General features: G+C 73.7%; 13 protein-coding genes. 10 read left to right on the top strand and 3 right to left on the bottom strand.

The window, feature by feature from the left end; genetic code table 11:
* Positions 1-13 precede the first annotated feature (13 nt).
* Positions 14-358: a histone-like nucleoid-structuring protein Lsr2 gene (locus ACN26Y_RS24140; protein ID WP_155332475.1), complete on the bottom strand. Its 345-nt coding sequence runs from the start codon at positions 356-358 to the stop codon at positions 14-16.
* Positions 359-556: 198 nt separating this feature from the next.
* On the opposite strand from ACN26Y_RS24140, the gene ACN26Y_RS24135 reads away from it, so the two are divergent.
* The gene (locus ACN26Y_RS24135; protein WP_155332474.1) at positions 557-802 is read left to right on the top strand and encodes a hypothetical protein; all 246 of its coding nucleotides are present in this window, start codon (positions 557-559) and stop codon (positions 800-802) included.
* 38 nt (positions 803-840) lie between these two features.
* Positions 841-3,180 (top strand): endopeptidase La, encoded by a 2,340-nt coding sequence (gene lon, locus ACN26Y_RS24130; RefSeq protein ID WP_155332473.1) that lies wholly within the window; start codon positions 841-843, stop codon positions 3,178-3,180.
* Positions 3,181-3,343: 163 nt separating this feature from the next.
* On the opposite strand, the gene ACN26Y_RS24125 is transcribed toward lon, so the two are convergent.
* Both ACN26Y_RS24125 and ACN26Y_RS24120 read right to left on the bottom strand, forming a co-directional pair.
* Positions 3,344-5,149: a DEAD/DEAH box helicase gene (locus ACN26Y_RS24125; RefSeq protein WP_230688743.1), complete on the bottom strand. Its 1,806-nt coding sequence runs from the start codon at positions 5,147-5,149 to the stop codon at positions 3,344-3,346.
* A gap of 135 nt (positions 5,150-5,284) precedes the next feature.
* On the bottom strand, positions 5,285-6,154 hold the full coding sequence (locus tag ACN26Y_RS24120; protein ID WP_230688742.1) for a hypothetical protein: 870 nt from the start codon (positions 6,152-6,154) through the stop codon (positions 5,285-5,287).
* 134 nt (positions 6,155-6,288) lie between these two features.
* Between ACN26Y_RS24120 and ACN26Y_RS24115 the strand changes: the two genes are divergently transcribed.
* From ACN26Y_RS24115 to ACN26Y_RS24080, 8 genes are all read left to right on the top strand, one after another.
* On the top strand, positions 6,289-7,446 hold the full coding sequence (locus ACN26Y_RS24115) for a sensor histidine kinase (RefSeq protein ID WP_422733572.1): 1,158 nt from the start codon (positions 6,289-6,291) through the stop codon (positions 7,444-7,446).
* Positions 7,443-8,048, top strand: a complete 606-nt coding sequence (locus tag ACN26Y_RS24110) for a response regulator transcription factor (protein WP_155332472.1) — start codon at positions 7,443-7,445, stop codon at positions 8,046-8,048. Before ACN26Y_RS24115 ends, ACN26Y_RS24110 begins: the two co-directional genes overlap by 4 nt.
* Positions 8,049-8,446: 398 nt before the next feature.
* Entirely contained in the window at positions 8,447-8,965 is a 519-nt protein-coding gene (locus tag ACN26Y_RS24105; RefSeq protein ID WP_155332471.1) for a 2'-5' RNA ligase family protein, read from the top strand.
* A gap of 44 nt (positions 8,966-9,009) precedes the next feature.
* Positions 9,010-9,849: an ABC transporter ATP-binding protein gene (locus tag ACN26Y_RS24100; protein ID WP_370463271.1), complete on the top strand. Its 840-nt coding sequence runs from the start codon at positions 9,010-9,012 to the stop codon at positions 9,847-9,849.
* Positions 9,846-10,679 carry an ABC transporter ATP-binding protein gene (locus tag ACN26Y_RS24095; protein ID WP_155332469.1) on the top strand — a complete coding sequence of 278 codons (834 nt, stop codon included), beginning with the start codon at positions 9,846-9,848 and terminating at the stop codon, positions 10,677-10,679. The genes ACN26Y_RS24100 and ACN26Y_RS24095 overlap by 4 nt, the downstream gene beginning before the upstream one ends.
* Positions 10,676-12,568, top strand: a complete 1,893-nt coding sequence (locus tag ACN26Y_RS24090; RefSeq protein ID WP_155332468.1) for an AMP-dependent synthetase/ligase — start codon at positions 10,676-10,678, stop codon at positions 12,566-12,568. Before ACN26Y_RS24095 ends, ACN26Y_RS24090 begins: the two co-directional genes overlap by 4 nt.
* The gene (locus ACN26Y_RS24085; RefSeq protein ID WP_155332467.1) at positions 12,565-13,449 is read left to right on the top strand and encodes a branched-chain amino acid ABC transporter permease; all 885 of its coding nucleotides are present in this window, start codon (positions 12,565-12,567) and stop codon (positions 13,447-13,449) included. The genes ACN26Y_RS24090 and ACN26Y_RS24085 overlap by 4 nt, the downstream gene beginning before the upstream one ends.
* Positions 13,446-14,546, top strand: coding sequence for a branched-chain amino acid ABC transporter permease (locus ACN26Y_RS24080; protein WP_155332466.1), 1,101 nt, complete (start codon positions 13,446-13,448; stop codon positions 14,544-14,546). Before ACN26Y_RS24085 ends, ACN26Y_RS24080 begins: the two co-directional genes overlap by 4 nt.
* Positions 14,547-14,552: the final 6 nt, after the last annotated feature.

Here is a 14,552-nt window from a genome sequence, read left to right as displayed (position 1 = left end):
GGCCCGCTCCGGCTCAGCGGTTCTTGTAGGCCTCGACGACCTCCACCGGGATGCGGCCCCGCTCGGAAATCTTGTAGCCGTTCTTGACGGCCCATTCCCGGATCGCGCGGTTCTGCTCGCGGTCCATTCCGGCGCCGGATCCGGCTCCCCGTCGGGGTGCCCGCGACGTTTCCACGCCGCCGCGACCGATCCGCCGGCCGGCGCTGATGTACGGGTCCAGCGCCTTACGCAGGACACCCGCGTTCTCGTCGGACACGTCGATCGTGTACGCCACGCCGTCCAAGCTGAACTCGACGGTCCGATCGGCCTTTCCGCCGTCGAGATCGTCAGTCAGAACCGTGATTACTTTTCTGGCCATCGCCGATTACTCCCTGTGTGGGGACGGGGTGTGGTCAAAGTTTGACGTATCGCGTGGCATAACCGCAAGAAAACGCGTCCTCCTCATTTCGGCGGGTCGGGTAATCCCGCGCCGAAATCGGCGTGCCACCGGTCGGAAAGTGCCGTGCGGTCAGTCCCCGAGCAGGCCGGCGTGGCCGCCTACCTGAAGGAGGAACGCATGTCCGTCCCGCGCGCCCGACGCAAGCTCGTGTCCTTCGCGGCCCTCACCGTCGTCGCCCTGCTGGCGGGACTGCCCGGCCCGACGGTCGCCGCCCTGGTCCTGACCACCGTGGCGATCCCGCTCGCGGTGGCCGTCGGCGGGGGAAGCGGGCCGGTGCGGGAACTGCTGGCACTCCGCCGGCCCGTCCGGGTTCGGCGTGGCCTGGGTCACACCTCGGAACAAGGGGAACGATTTGTTACTTGAGTTGAACACGCTCAACTCAACGCGATAGCAGGTGTTCGATGGCAACTCTTCCGGTTCTTCCCCTGACCGACGCCGTGCTGCTGCCCGGCATGGTCATCCCGGTGACCCTCGACCCGACCACCCAGGCCGCCGTCGACGCGGCCCGCGCCACCGGCGACCACCGGCTCCTCGCCGTGCCCCGCATCGACGGCGAGTACGGTCCCGTCGGCGTCGTCGCCACGATCGAGAAGGTCGGCCGGCTGCCCAGCGGCGAACCGGCCGCCGTCGTCCGCGGCCTCACCCGCGCCCGCATCGGCTCCGGCGTCCCCGGACCCGGCGCCGCACTCTGGGTCGAGGCGGCCGAACTAACCGAGCCGGCACCCGCCGGCCGCGCCCGGGAACTCGCCCGCGAGTACCGGGCCCTGATGACCTCGGTGCTCCAACAGCGCGGAGCCTGGCAGGTCATCGACGCGATCGAGCGGATGACCGACCTCTCCGAGCTGGCCGACTCGGCCGGCTACGTCACCTGGCTCAGCCTCGCCCAGAAGACCGAACTGCTCGCCGCGCCGGACGTCACCGCCCGGCTCGAACTGCTGGTCGGCTGGGTGAAGGACCACCTGGCCGAGCAGGAGGTCACCGAGCAGATCAACACCGACGTGCGGGAGGGGCTCGAGAAGTCCCAGCGCGAGTTCCTGCTCCGCCAGCAGCTCGCCGCGATCCGCAAGGAACTCGGCGAGGACGAGCCGGACGGCTCCGCCGACTACCGGGCCCGCGTCGAGGCCGCCGACCTGCCGGAGAAGGTCCGCGAGGCGGCGCTCCGGGAGGTCGGCAAGCTGGAGCGGGCCAGCGACGCCTCACCGGAGGCCGGCTGGATCCGTACCTGGCTCGACACCGTCCTCGAGATGCCGTGGAACACGCGTACCGCCGACAACACCGACCTGGCGGCGGCCCGGGCGGTGCTCGACGCCGACCACGCCGGCCTGGCCGACGTGAAGGACCGCATCCTGGAGTACCTCGCGGTGCGCAACCGGCGCGCGGAGCGCAACCTCGGCGTGGTCGGCGGCCGCGGCTCCGGCGCCGTGCTGGCCCTCGCCGGCCCGCCCGGCGTCGGCAAGACCAGCCTCGGCGAGTCCGTCGCCCGGGCGCTCGGCCGGAACTTCGTCCGGGTCTCCCTCGGCGGTGTGCGCGACGAGGCGGAGATCCGCGGCCACCGGCGCACCTACGTCGGCGCGCTGCCCGGCCGGATCGTCCGGGCGCTGCGCGAGGCCGGCTCGATGAACCCGGTCGTGCTCCTCGACGAGGTGGACAAGCTGGCCGTCGGCTACTCCGGCGACCCGGCCGCCGCCCTGCTGGAGGTCCTCGACCCGGCGCAGAACCACACCTTCCGGGACCACTACCTGGAGGTCGACCTCGACCTGTCCGACGTGCTCTTCCTGGCCACCGCCAACGTGGTGGAGACCATCCCCGGCCCGCTGCTGGACCGGATGGAGCTGGTCACCCTGGATGGCTACACCGAGGACGAGAAGGTGGCCATCGCCCGGGACCACCTGCTGCCCCGGCAGCGGGAACGGGCCGGACTCACCGCCGACGACGTGACCGTCGCCGACGAGGCCCTGGCCCGGATCGCCGGCGAGTACACCCGGGAGGCCGGCGTCCGGCAGCTCGAACGCGCCCTCGCGAAGATCCTGCGCAAGGTGGCGGTCGCGCTGGCGACCGACCCCACGCCGGTACGCGTGGACACCGGCAACCTGGCCCGCTACCTGGGCCGGCCGAAGCACACCCCGGAGTCGGCGGAGCGTACGGCGGTGCCCGGCGTCGCCACCGGCCTGGCGGTCACCGGCGCCGGCGGCGACGTGCTCTTCATCGAGGCCACCAGCATGGAGGGCGAGCCGGGGCTGACCCTGACCGGCCAGCTCGGCGACGTGATGAAGGAATCCGCGCACATCGCCCTGTCGTACCTGCGGTCGAACGGGCGGCGGCTCGGGCTGGACCCGAACGCCCTCGCCGGACGGCGGATCCACCTGCACGTCCCGGCGGGAGCCGTGCCGAAGGACGGCCCGAGCGCCGGCATCACCATGGTCACCGCCCTCGCGTCCCTGGCGAGCGGCCGGCCGGTCCGCCCCGAGTTCGGGATGACCGGCGAGGTGACCCTCTCCGGCCGGGTCCTGCCCATCGGCGGCGTCAAGCAGAAGCTGCTCGCCGCCCACCGGGCCGGCCTGACCGAGGTGATCATCCCGATGCGCAACGAACCGGACCTCGACGACCTGCCGACCGAGGTACGCGAGGCGCTGACCGTCCACACCCTCGCCGACGTCGCCGACGTGCTCGCCCTGGCGCTGCGCCCGGCCGACCTCGACACGGAGGCATTGGACGGCCCGCCGGCCCTCACCACCGCCTGAGGTGTAAGGAAGGGCCCCCTGTTAACGCCTGGCGTTGTACAGGGGGCCCTTCTCAACGGCGTGGTTCCGGCGCCGCCCTCGATGCCGGTCGGCAACGTGCGGCGGTGTTAACAAGGGACCCTTTCGCTACCGCAGGCGTTGAGAAGGGGCCCTTCCTTACCGCTCAGCGGCGCTGCCAGCCGCGGTCGCGGCGGCCGTCGAAGCGGCGGTCACCGTCGGAGCGGCGGTCACCGTCGGAGCGCCGGTCGTCGCCGTCGGTGTCGCGGTCGCGGTCGCGGCGTACGGTGGCCTTGCGGCCCTTGATCGTACTGCCGCGCAGCCCGGCGATCACCTCGTCGGCCATCCCGACCGGCACCTCCACCAGCGAGAACCGGTCGGCGATCTCGATCGACCCGATGTCCCGCCCGCTCACCCCGGTCTCACCGGTGATCGCGCCCACCAGGTCCTGCGGCCGGACGCCGGCGCGCCGGCCCAGCCCGACGAAGACCTGCGTCGTGCCGGCGCCGCGGGGCCGGCCGCCGCCGCGCCGGTCGCCGCGGCCCTCGTACCCGGGCCGGCCCTCCCGCGCCGGGCGGACCGCGACCTGCGGGATCTCCTCCTCCTCGTCCGCGGTGCCCGGCAACGTGGCCTCGTGCGCCAGGCGCACCGCGGCGAGCGCCACCTCCATCAGGTCGAACTCGTCACTGAGCGACTCGACGATGGCACGGAACGGTTCGAGGTCGTCCTCCAGCAGGCTCTCCCGCAGCGCCGCCTGGGTGAGCTCCAGGCGGCGGGTCCGCAGGTCCGCCACCGTGGGGATCTTGTCGACGGTGATCCGCTGACCGGTGACCCGTTCGATGGTCTTGAGCATCCGGTGCTCGCGGGGCTCGGCGAGGGTGATCGCCACCCCCTCCCGCCCGGCGCGGCCCACCCGGCCGATGCGGTGCACGTACGACTCGGGCGCCGACGGCACGTCGTAGTTGACGACGTGGCTGAGCTGCTCCACGTCCAGGCCCCGGGCCGCCACGTCGGTGGCGACGAGCAGGTCGGCGGTGCCGGCGCGCAGGCGGCCCATCACCCGGTCACGCTGCTCCTGGCTCATCCCGCCGTGCAGCGCCTCGGCCCGGTACCCGCGGCCGTTCATCGTCTCGGTGAGCCGGTCCACCTCCTCGCGGCTGCGGCAGAACACGATCGCCGCGGTGGGCGACTCCACGTCCAGCACCCGGCCCAGCGCCGCCGGCTTGTGCGCCCGCGACACGAGGTACGCGCTCTGCCGTACCCGGGGCGCCTCGCCGGCCACCGGCTGCTCGCGGGCGATGAGGATGCGCACCGGGTCGCTCAGGTGCTGGCGGGCCAGCCCGTCGATGCGCGACGGCATGGTCGCCGAGAACAGCACGGTCTGCCGCTCGGCCGGGGCGTGCTCCAGGATCGCCTCGATGTCCTCGGCGAAGCCCATGTCCAGCATCTCGTCGGCCTCGTCCAGCACCACGGTGGCGAGCCCGGCGAGGTTGAGGGTGCCCCGGGCGATGTGATCCAGGGCCCGGCCGGGGGTGGCCACCACGACGTCCACCCCGGCGTCCAGGGCGCGAAGCTGCCGGCCGATCGGTTGGCCGCCGTAGATCGGCAGGGTCCGGGTGCCGAGGTCCTTGCCGTACCGGTGGAAGGCCTCGGAGACCTGCACCGCCAACTCCCGGGTGGGCACCAGCACCAACGCCACCGGATTCCCGCCCGGCCGGTCGTCCGGCATCCGCTGCAGCAGCGGCAACGCGAACGCGGCCGTCTTGCCCGTACCCGTCGCGGCCTGACCGAGCAGGTCCCGGCCGGCCAACAGAGGAGGGATCGCCTCCCGCTGGATCGGCGTCGGCTCCTCGTAGCCGAGCGTCGAGAGCGCGGCCAGCAGTTCGTCGCGCAGGCCCAGGTCGGCGAAGGCGGTCGCGTCGTCGGTGGGCGATTCGGTGGGTGCGTCGTGCCGTACAGGTGCGGAACTCATGCCGCAAGCCTTCCATCACCGCCGCGCGTCCGCTCCGGCGACCGGCACAACACGCCGCCCGGGCATCCGCGGCCCCGTGCCGCGGATGCCCGATCACGTCGCCGACAGGGGTGCCGCACGCGCCCCGGTCGTTCCTCACGGCGTGGCGAGGATCATCAGGCTCACCGTGACACCGACGACGGCGTCGAGGACGCCACAAAACTCGGCGTACCCGCGGGGCACGACCTCGTTCCGCCGGTGGTGGACCGCGTCCCACGCCGCGTGGGCCAGCCACCCGGCGGCCACCAGCCAGAGGGCGGCGTCCCCGCCGAGGGCCACCGCGGCCAGGGCCAGCGCCGTCCACCCGGCCAGGCCCGCCAGTTGTACGGCGAGCACCCGGCGGTCGCCGAGCCGGCCACGGTACGCCCCGATCAGCAGGTAGCCACCGGGCAGGACGAGCAGGGCCAACGGGTGGGGCGCCAGCGGCGAGAACCAGTTGCCGAAGGTCATCAGCAGGGCGAGTCCGGTGGGCCAGCGGTGGGCCAGCGCGCGGACCCACGGGTGCTGGCGCGGGGTGGGGCGGGAGGCGTGGTGCCGGGCGTACTCGTCGCGGCGCCGGAGCATCGCCACCAGCATCGCCGGCAGCATCAGCAGATGACCGCCCATGAGCAGGGCATCACCGTCGATCAGCCCGGCCCGGAACGGCACGAGCAACAGCAGCACCGGCACGTACATGGCGGCGGTCATCTCGCCGATCGCCGGCCCGGAGTGCCCGCGGTACCACATCCACACCGCCATGCCGACGCTCATGTCGGTGGCCATGAGCAGCGCTCCGACGCCGGGTGACGCCGGCGCCAGCCCGAACGCGCCGGCCAACGCGCCGCGTGCCGGACCGAGCAGCAGCATCCCGGCCAGCATGGCCAGCGCCATCTCCAACAGGTGCCGGGCCAGGGGCCGGAGTCCGGCGCGCCGCGCCCGACCGTCCTCGTGGTGGGGGGTCGTCGTAGTGGAGGTCAGCTCTGTCATGGGATCGAGCCTTCCGGCGGCGCCCGGCCGGAACCATCCGCGCGGTGTCACCGGTCGGCCGGGCGGAACGCACGGGCCGACCGTGCGCACCCGGCGGGTCCACCGGTGGGGCCGCCGCCTCTACGCTTCAGACCGTGGTGGCGGACCCTGCGGTGCCGGGCGGAGACCGGACCTTGTCGCGCGCCCGGACCGCGACCCTGGTCTCCCTCGCCTCCGGCATGGCCGCCACCCTGCTCCTGCCGGCGGTGGGGCTGTCTCGGGAACCGGACCCCTGGCGGGTGACGGCCGGTGCGGCCGGGCTCGGCGCGTTCGCGGTGGTGCTGGCGGTGGCGCTGCGCACCGCGGTGACCCCCGCGTCGTCCGACCGGTCACGCCGGCGGCTGCGGTCCGCGTACGCCGCCGTGGCGGTGCTCGGCGTTCCGCTCGTCGCACCCGTGGCCGTCGGCGTGTGGCCCACCTGGGCCTGGCTGGGCGCGGCCGTCGTCGGCGGGGTCCCGTTACTGGCCCCGTTCCGCTGGGTGGCGCCGACGCTCGTCGCCGCACTCGCCGTCGCCGGGGCGGTGGCCGGGTTGTCCGGTACGTCGGTGGCCCGGTCGCTGCTGGTCACCGGCCTGGGCGGCCTGGGCGTGGCCGCGGTGACGGGCTTCCAGGTGTGGTTCTGGGAGCTGCTGGTGCAGGCGGGGCAGGGACGGGCGGCCCAGGCTCGGCTGGCGGCGGCGCAGGAGCGGCTGCGCTTCGCCGGTGACGTCCACGACCTGCTCGGGCACCACCTGACAGTCATCGCGCTGAAGGCCGAGTTGGCGGCCCGCCTCGCGCCCACCGACCCGGAGCGGGCCGGCCGGGAGGCGGGCGAGGCGCAGCGCCTGGCGGCCACGGCGCTGACCGAGCTGCGCCGGACGGTGCACGGGTACCGCAGGGTCGACCTCGTCGAGCAGCTCACCGCCGTCGGGGAGGTGCTCCGCTCGTCCGGGGTGCGGTGCACCGTCGTGCCGCCGGCGGGCGAGCTGCCGCCGGAGGCGGCGACCCAGCTCGCGGCCGTGCTCCGTGAGGCGGGCACCAACGTGTTGCGGCACAGCCGGGCCGGCTGGTGCCGGATCGAGATCATCCAGGAGGACGACGTGGCGCGGATGACCGTGACCAACGACGGGGTGACCGCCAGGGCGGCGCCGGACCGGCACAGCCACGGCCTGCTCGGCCTGGCGGACCGCCTCGCCGGCGTCGGGGGACAGCTGCGGACCCGCAGCGTCGACGGTGTCTTCACCGTCGAGGCGACCGTACCGACCGCCGCATGATCCGCGTCCTGCTCGCCGACGACGAGGACCTGATCCGGTCCGCCCTCGCCGCTCTGCTCGACCTGGAGGACGACCTGGAGGTCGTCGCGCAGGCCGCCGACGGGGACGCCGCGGTGACCGCTGCCCTCGCGCACCGGCCCGACGTGGTGGTGGTCGACCTGTCGATGCCCCGGCGGGACGGTTTCCAGGTCGCCGCCGAGCTGTCCCGGGCGCTGCCCGGCTGCGCCGTGGTCATCCTGACCGGCCAGGGACGGCCCCCGCACCTGGCCCGCGCGCTCACCGCCGGGGCCCGGGGCTTCCTGCCCAAGGGCGCGCCCGGCGGCGCGCTCGCCGACGTGATCCGGCGGGTGCACGCCGGCGGCCGTTACGTCGACCCGGCGCTGGCCGCCGACGCGCTGCTGATCCCGCCCTGCCCGCTCACACCACGCGAACTGGAGACCCTGCGCCTGGCGCAGGACGGCGCACCGGCGGCGTCGATCGCCCGCCGTGCGCACCTGTCCACCGGCACGGTGCGCAACTACCTGGCGGCGGCGGTGCAGAAACTCGGCGTCGGCAGCCGCGCCGAGGCGGTGCGAGCCGCGCGGGAGAACGGCTGGCTCTGAACGCCGCGCCAGCGACACCACCCCGGAAACCGCCATGCCGGGTGGCGTGGACCCGTGCCCGCAGGGCGCTGCCGTGGGCATCAGGGCGGGTGGGTGTCGGTCCGGGTCCTTTGGAGCTGCCCGCATGGACGGGGCAGGTTTCGCGGGGAGAGCGGGTCCGCGGGGGCGGACCGGGACAGGGCCGGCGGGACGTGCTGTCGAACCGGGGCGCATCGATACCGTGGGCGCATAGACGGGGCAGCTCCACAGTCGCCCCGGAGCAAGTCTGGGCGGGGCCGGCCCGGCACGGGAGACGGGGCGGCGGTCCGGGCGGGTCGGCCCGGTGCAGGAGGTCCGCAGCGGTGCCGGGCCGGTCCGGCTGCCCCAGGCGAGGCGGGGCGTCCGGTTAGCCTGGCGGGGTGCGTACGGTGGAACTGGTCTGCTCGGCGGGCCTGGACGCCGCCGTGCGGGCGGCGTGGGCGCGGCTCGGGTTGGCCGGCCTGCCGAGCCTGGCCCGCAACACCCACCCCACCAACCGTCCACACCTGACGCTCGCCGCCGTCGACGACTTCCCGCCGGGGGCGGTCGCCCGCCTGGTCGCCCTCCTGGACGCGGCGCTGCCGCTGCCGGCCGTGCTGGGCGAGGTCGCCGTGCTGGACGGCAGCGCTCCGCTGGTGTGGCTGGTGCGTCCCGGTCCCGACCTGGTCGCACTGCACCGCGCGGTCTGGGCGGTGCTGGCTGACGCGGACGGCCGCAACCCCTGGCACGCGCCGGACCACTGGACGCCGCACCTCAGCCTGGCACTGCGCTTCCGCGATGCGGACCGGAGCCTGGCGCGGGCGGTGGTCGGGTCGGACCGTCCGACCGGTTCCTTCGTGGGCGCCCGGAGCTACGACAGCGCCGACCGGTCCGTCCACGTCCTGTCCGGCCGGCGCTGAATCCACCCGATCCGATCTTTTGCGGCGGCGTTCCGCGGGGTTTAATGCTCGGTAACTTGTGGCGCACGCCACAGGCAACCCTTGGGGGTGCCGTGCTGCGGGTACGGAATCTCGAGGTCGTCTACGACGACGTGATGCTGGTCCTTCGCGGCCTGAGCATCACCGTGCCGCCCGGTGCGATCGTCGCGCTGCTCGGCGCGAACGGCGCCGGGAAGACCACCCTGCTGCGGGCGATCACCGGGCTGCTCGACATCCACGACGGCGAGGTCGCCCGGGGTGAGGTCACCCTGGACGGCGAGCCGCTGCACCGGCTGCGGCCGGCCGCGATCGTGCGCCGGGGCGTCGCCCAGGTGATGGAGGGGCGGCGCATCTTCGGCGAGCTGACCGTCGAGGAGAACCTGCGCCTCGGTGGGCACACCGACCCCCGCCGGATCCCGGCCCGGCTCGACGAGGTCTACGCGCTGTTCCCGGTGCTCGCCGACCGCCGACGCCGGACGGCCGGCTACCTGTCCGGCGGGGAGCAGCAGATGCTCGCGATGGGCCGCGCGTTGATGGCCGGGCCACGGTACCTGCTGCTGGACGAGCCCAGCCTGGGCCTCGCGCCCCGGCTCGTCGAACAGGTCCGGGAGCTGATCCTGCGGATCAACGCCGCCGGCACCGCGGTGCTGCTGGTGGAGCAGAACGCGACGATGGCGCTGTCCATCGCCGCCCACGGGTACGTGCTGGAGACCGGCCGGGTGGTGCTCGACAAGCCGGCCGCCCAGTTGCTCGCCGACGACGACGTCCGCGAGTTCTACCTCGGGCTGCACGCCGGCGACGGGTCCACCCGGCGGTCGTTCCGGGACGTCAAGCACTACCGGCGACGAAAGCGGTGGTTGTCGTGAGCCACGAGCCGACCCGGACCGACGAGCCGACCCGGACCGACGAGCCGACCCGGGCCGACGAGCCGATCCTGACCTTCGACGACGTGCGGCTCGCCTTCGCGGGCGTCCGGGCGATCGACGGGGTGAGCTTCACCGTCGGCCGCCAGGAGCTGTTCGCGGTGATCGGGCCGAACGGCGCCGGCAAGACGTCCATCTTCAACGTGCTCTCCGGCGTCTACCGGCCGCAGGCCGGCCGGGTCGTCTTCGACGGCGTCGACCTGATCGGCCGCCGCCCCCACGAGATCGCCGCCCTCGGCCTGGCCCGGACCTTCCAGAACGTCGAGTTGTTCGCCAACCTCACCGTCCTGGAGAACCTGCTGCTCGGGCGGCACCACCACATCCGCTACGGGCCCCTGGCGGCGGTCCTGTGGCGGGGCCGCGCCCGCCGCGAGGAACTCGCCGCCCGCGCGGCGGTGGAGGAGATCGTCGACTTCCTGGAGCTGGAGCAGTGGCGGCGGATGCCGGTCGGGCTGCTGCCGTACGGGGTGCAGAAGCGCGTCGAGCTGGGCCGCGCGCTCGCCATGGAACCGAAGCTGCTGCTGCTGGACGAGCCGGTGGGCGGGATGAACCTCGAGGAGACCGAGGACATGGCCCGCTACATCCTCGACGTCCGCGAGGAACTCGGCATCCCGATGGTGCTCGTCGAGCACGACATGGGCCTGGTCATGGACCTCGCCGACCGCGTCCTGGTGGTCGACTTCGGCCAGCCGGTGGCCACCGGCACCCCGGCGGAGATCCAGCACCATCCGGACGTCATCCGCGCCTACCTGGGGGAGGTGACCAGGACATGAGCACCACCACCGCGCCGTCGGGGACGCCCGCCGCGGACACCGCCGGCGCCGCCGCCACCACGATCGCCTCCCGGGTACGTGACCGCGCCCGCGCGACCCCCGACCGGGTGGCCATGCGGGAGAAGGTCCGTGGCGTCTGGTCGGAGGTCGCCTGGGCGTCCTACTGGGACACCGTGACCACGGTGGCGCACGGCCTGCTCTCCCTGGGCGTACGGCCCGGTGACCGGGTGGCCGTCCTGGCCGAGAACCGGCGGGAATGGCTCTGGACCGACGTGGCCACCGTGGCCGTCCGGGGCGCCACGGTCGGCCTCTACCCGACCAATCCGGCCGGCGAGATCGGTTACCTGCTGGCCCACTCCGGGGCGCGCGTGTTGGTGGCCGAGGATCAGGAGCAGGTCGACAAGGTCCTCGACGTCATCGACGACTGCCCCGACCTGGAGCACGTGGTCTACCTGGAACCGCGCGGCGTCCGGGGCCGCTACACCCACCGCGCCCTGCTGCACTGGGACGACTTCCTCGCGCTGGGCACCGCGCACCGGGTGGCCCACCCCGGCGCGGTCGACCACCTCATGGCCGCCGCCGCCGACACCGACCTGGCCACCCTCATCTACACCTCGGGCACCACCGGCCGGCCCAAGGGCGCCATGCTGACCAACGCCAACGTGGACTTCGCCGTGCGGACGGTCACCGACGGCGCCGGCCTGGCCGACCCGCCGCCGGGCCCGGACGACCTGATCCTGTCGTACCTGCCGCTGTGCCACGTCGCCGAGCGGGTCTTCACCACCTGGAGCAACGCGGGCGCGGGCGTGCAGGTCAACTTCGCCGAGTCGATCGCCACCGTGCCGGCGAACCTGCGCGAGGTGCAGCCCACGCTGCTGTTCGGGGTGCCGCGCATCTGGGAGAAGATCCTCGCCACGGTCACCACGCGGATCGCCACCGCCTCGCCGCTCAAGCGGGCGGTCGCCCGCTTCTGGCTGCGGGTCTCCGACCGGATCGGGGCCCGGCTCGTCGCCACCGGCGGCCGGCACACCGCGGCCACCCGGCTGGCGTACGCGATCGGCTGGGTCTTCTGCTACCGGGCGCTGCGCGAGCGGATCGGTGTGCGCCGGGTCCGGTACGCGGCGTCCGGCGCCGCCCCCATCGCCCCCGAGGTGCTGCGCTTCTTCATGGGCATCGGGGTTCCCATGCACGAGGTGTACGGCATGACGGAGAACTCCGCCATCGCCACCGGCAACCACCCCGGGCGGGTGAGGCTCGGCACCGTCGGCGAGCCGCAGCCCGGCGTGGACCTGCGCGTCGACGAGGCGACCGGTGAGATCCTCACCCGCAGCCCCGGCGTGTTCGCCGGCTACCTCGACGACCCGGAGGCCACCTCGGCCGTGCTGGAGCCGGACGGCTGGCTGCACACCGGCGACGTGGGGGAGTGGGTGGACGGCACGCACGTGCGGATCACCGGCCGCGCCAAGGACATCATGATCACGGCTGGCGGCAAGAACATCGGACCCGCCGGCATCGAGAACGAGCTGAAGGCGTCCCCGTACGTCAAGGAGGCCGTGCTGATCGGCGATCGGCGCCCGTACCTGGTGGCGCTGATCGGCATCGAGCCGGACACGGTCGGGCAGTGGGCGCAGACCCGCCGGCTGGCGTACACCACCTACCGCGACCTGACCACCAAGCCGGAGGTGGTCGAGCTGGTCCGGGGCGTCGTCGACGAGGTCAACCGCCGGCACCCCCCGGTCGAGCAGGTGAAGCGGTTCCGGCTGCTGCCCAAGGAACTCGACCAGGACGACGGCGAGCTGACCGCCACCCAGAAGGTCCGCCGGGAGGCCGTCGGCCGGGCCTTCGCCGACCTGGTCGACGACCTGTACGCCCCGGGTGGTGACCGGTGACGGAGCTGATCGAGAGCCTGCTGCGCGGGCTCGGCACCGGCAGCGTCTACGCCCTGCTCGCGCTCGGGTTCGTCATCATCTACAAGGCCACCCGGGTGATCAGCTTCGCGCAGCCGGCGTTCATGCTCGCCGGCGTCGTGGCGGTCACGTACCTCAGCCCGGCCGTCGGCTTCTGGGCCGCGGTGCCCCTCGCGGCGCTCGGCACGGCGCTGCTCGCGCTGGGGGTGGAGCGCAGCGCCGTCCGTCCCATGGTGGGGCGGCCGGCGTTCGTCGTCGCCATCATCACCCTCGGCGTGGACGTGGCGGTCCGGGTGGTGGTCAACGCGTTCATCGGCCTGGACGTGCGGCACGTCGGCGACCCGTGGGGGCTGCGCACCCTCGCCCTCGGCCCGGTGGAGATGCAGCAACGGCACCTCGCCGCGGTGGCCGCGGCGGCCCTGCTGGTCGCCGGGCTGTTCGCGTTCTTCCGCTTCACCCGCACCGGGCTGGCCATGCGCGCCGCCGCGCTCGACCAGGAGGCGGCCCTCGCGCACGGCGTCTCCGTCGGCGCCGTCTTCGCGGTCAGTTGGGCCCTCGCCGGCGGGCTGGCCGCCGTCGCCGGGACGTTCGCCGCCGCCGGCGCCAGCGTGGACAGCGCCCTCTGGCTGATCGCCCTGACCGCCCTGCCGGTGATCATCCTCGGCGGGTTGGACTCGCTGCCCGGCGCGGTGATCGGCGGGCTCGCCGTCGGCGTCCTCCAGGAACTCGTCGCCACGTACGCCAACGACGTCGCCTGGCTCGGCGGCAACGTCTCGGTCATCACCCCGTACGTGCTGATGCTGGTCGTGCTGCTGGTCCGCCCGTACGGGCTGTTCGGAACCCGGGAGGTGGAGCGGGTATGAGGGGTCGGCCGCTGCTGCGCACGTCGTACGCGGAGGAGCTCGCGCTGCTCGACACCCCGGCGAAGCGGTGGTGGACCGGTGCGCTGCTGGTGCTGGCGTTCACGCTGCCCTTTCTGCTCACCGACGACCTGCTGCAACTGCTCGCGGTGTGCTGCGTCGCCGCGATCGGCGCGATCGGGCTCGGCCTCGTCACCGGGTACGCCGGCCAGGTCTCCCTCGGCCACGCGTTCTTCCTCGGCATCGGGGCGTACACGGCCGCGGCCCTCAGCGGCGACCCGGACGGCCGGGTCATCGGCCTCGGCGTCACCGACATCGCGCTCTGGCTGCCGGCCGCCGGCCTCGTCGCGGCGGTCGCGGGGGTGCTGGTCGCGCCCCTCGCGACCCGGCTGCGCGGGCTCTACCTCGCCATCGTCACCCTCGGCCTGGTCTTCATCGGCCAGCACATCTTCAACGAGTGGTCGTCGCTGACCGGCGGCGCGGGGGTCGGCCGGCCGGCGGCCACCCTGGAGTTCCTCGGGCGGCCGCTCGCCGTCACCGACGAGGTCGCCACCCGCGACCAGAAGCTGTACTGGTTGATGCTCGCGCTGCTGCTGGTCTTCGCCCTCGCCGCGCGCAACCTGGCCCGCTCCCGGATCGGGCGGGCGTTCACCGCGATCCGCGACCGGGACATCGCCGCCGGCGTGATCGGGGTGAACCTGCCCCGCTACAAGACCGTCGCCTTCGCCGTGTCGTCGTTCTACGCCGGCTGCGCGGGCGCGCTGCTCTACACCGTCACCGGCTTCTTCGACCCCGGTTCGTTCAGCCTGCTGCTGTCCGTGCAGTACATCGCCATGGTGCTCATCGGCGGCGCGGGCACCATCTCCGGCGCCGTCGCCGGGGCGTTCTTCATCACCCTGCTGCCCCGGCTCACCCGGGAACTGCAGGCGTGGGTGCCGTTCATCAGCACCCAGCCGAACGAGGTGCCGAACGTCTTCCAGGTGGAGACGATCCTCTACGGCGTACTCATCATCGTCTTCCTCATCTTCGAACCACGCGGGTTGTTCGGCCTCTGGGTACGGGCCCGCAGCTACTGGAAGGCGTGGCCGTTCTCCTACTGACACACA

Origin of the sequence: Micromonospora sp. WMMD558 (assembly GCF_049315255.1) — a bacterium.
Taxonomy (GTDB): Bacteria; Actinomycetota; Actinomycetes; order Mycobacteriales; family Micromonosporaceae; genus Micromonospora.
This window is presented reverse-complemented; position numbering and strand designations above follow the sequence as displayed.

Excerpts from the sequence above, each read along its gene's own strand:
- ACN26Y_RS24090 (WP_155332468.1), top strand. The coding sequence starts at position 10,676 with ATGAGCACCACCACCGCGCCGTCGGGGACGCCCGCCGCGGACACCGCC.
- ACN26Y_RS24125 (WP_230688743.1), bottom strand. The coding sequence starts at position 5,149 with ATGAGTTCCGCACCTGTACGGCACGACGCACCCACCGAATCGCCCACC.
- ACN26Y_RS24140 (WP_155332475.1), bottom strand. The coding sequence starts at position 358 with ATGGCCAGAAAAGTAATCACGGTTCTGACTGACGATCTCGACGGCGGA.
- ACN26Y_RS24120 (WP_230688742.1), bottom strand. The coding sequence starts at position 6,154 with ATGACAGAGCTGACCTCCACTACGACGACCCCCCACCACGAGGACGGT.
- lon (WP_155332473.1), top strand. The coding sequence starts at position 841 with ATGGCAACTCTTCCGGTTCTTCCCCTGACCGACGCCGTGCTGCTGCCC.
- ACN26Y_RS24080 (WP_155332466.1), top strand. The coding sequence starts at position 13,446 with ATGAGGGGTCGGCCGCTGCTGCGCACGTCGTACGCGGAGGAGCTCGCG.
- ACN26Y_RS24135 (WP_155332474.1), top strand. The coding sequence starts at position 557 with ATGTCCGTCCCGCGCGCCCGACGCAAGCTCGTGTCCTTCGCGGCCCTC.
- ACN26Y_RS24100 (WP_370463271.1), top strand. The coding sequence starts at position 9,010 with ATGCTCGGTAACTTGTGGCGCACGCCACAGGCAACCCTTGGGGGTGCC.
- ACN26Y_RS24110 (WP_155332472.1), top strand. The coding sequence starts at position 7,443 with ATGATCCGCGTCCTGCTCGCCGACGACGAGGACCTGATCCGGTCCGCC.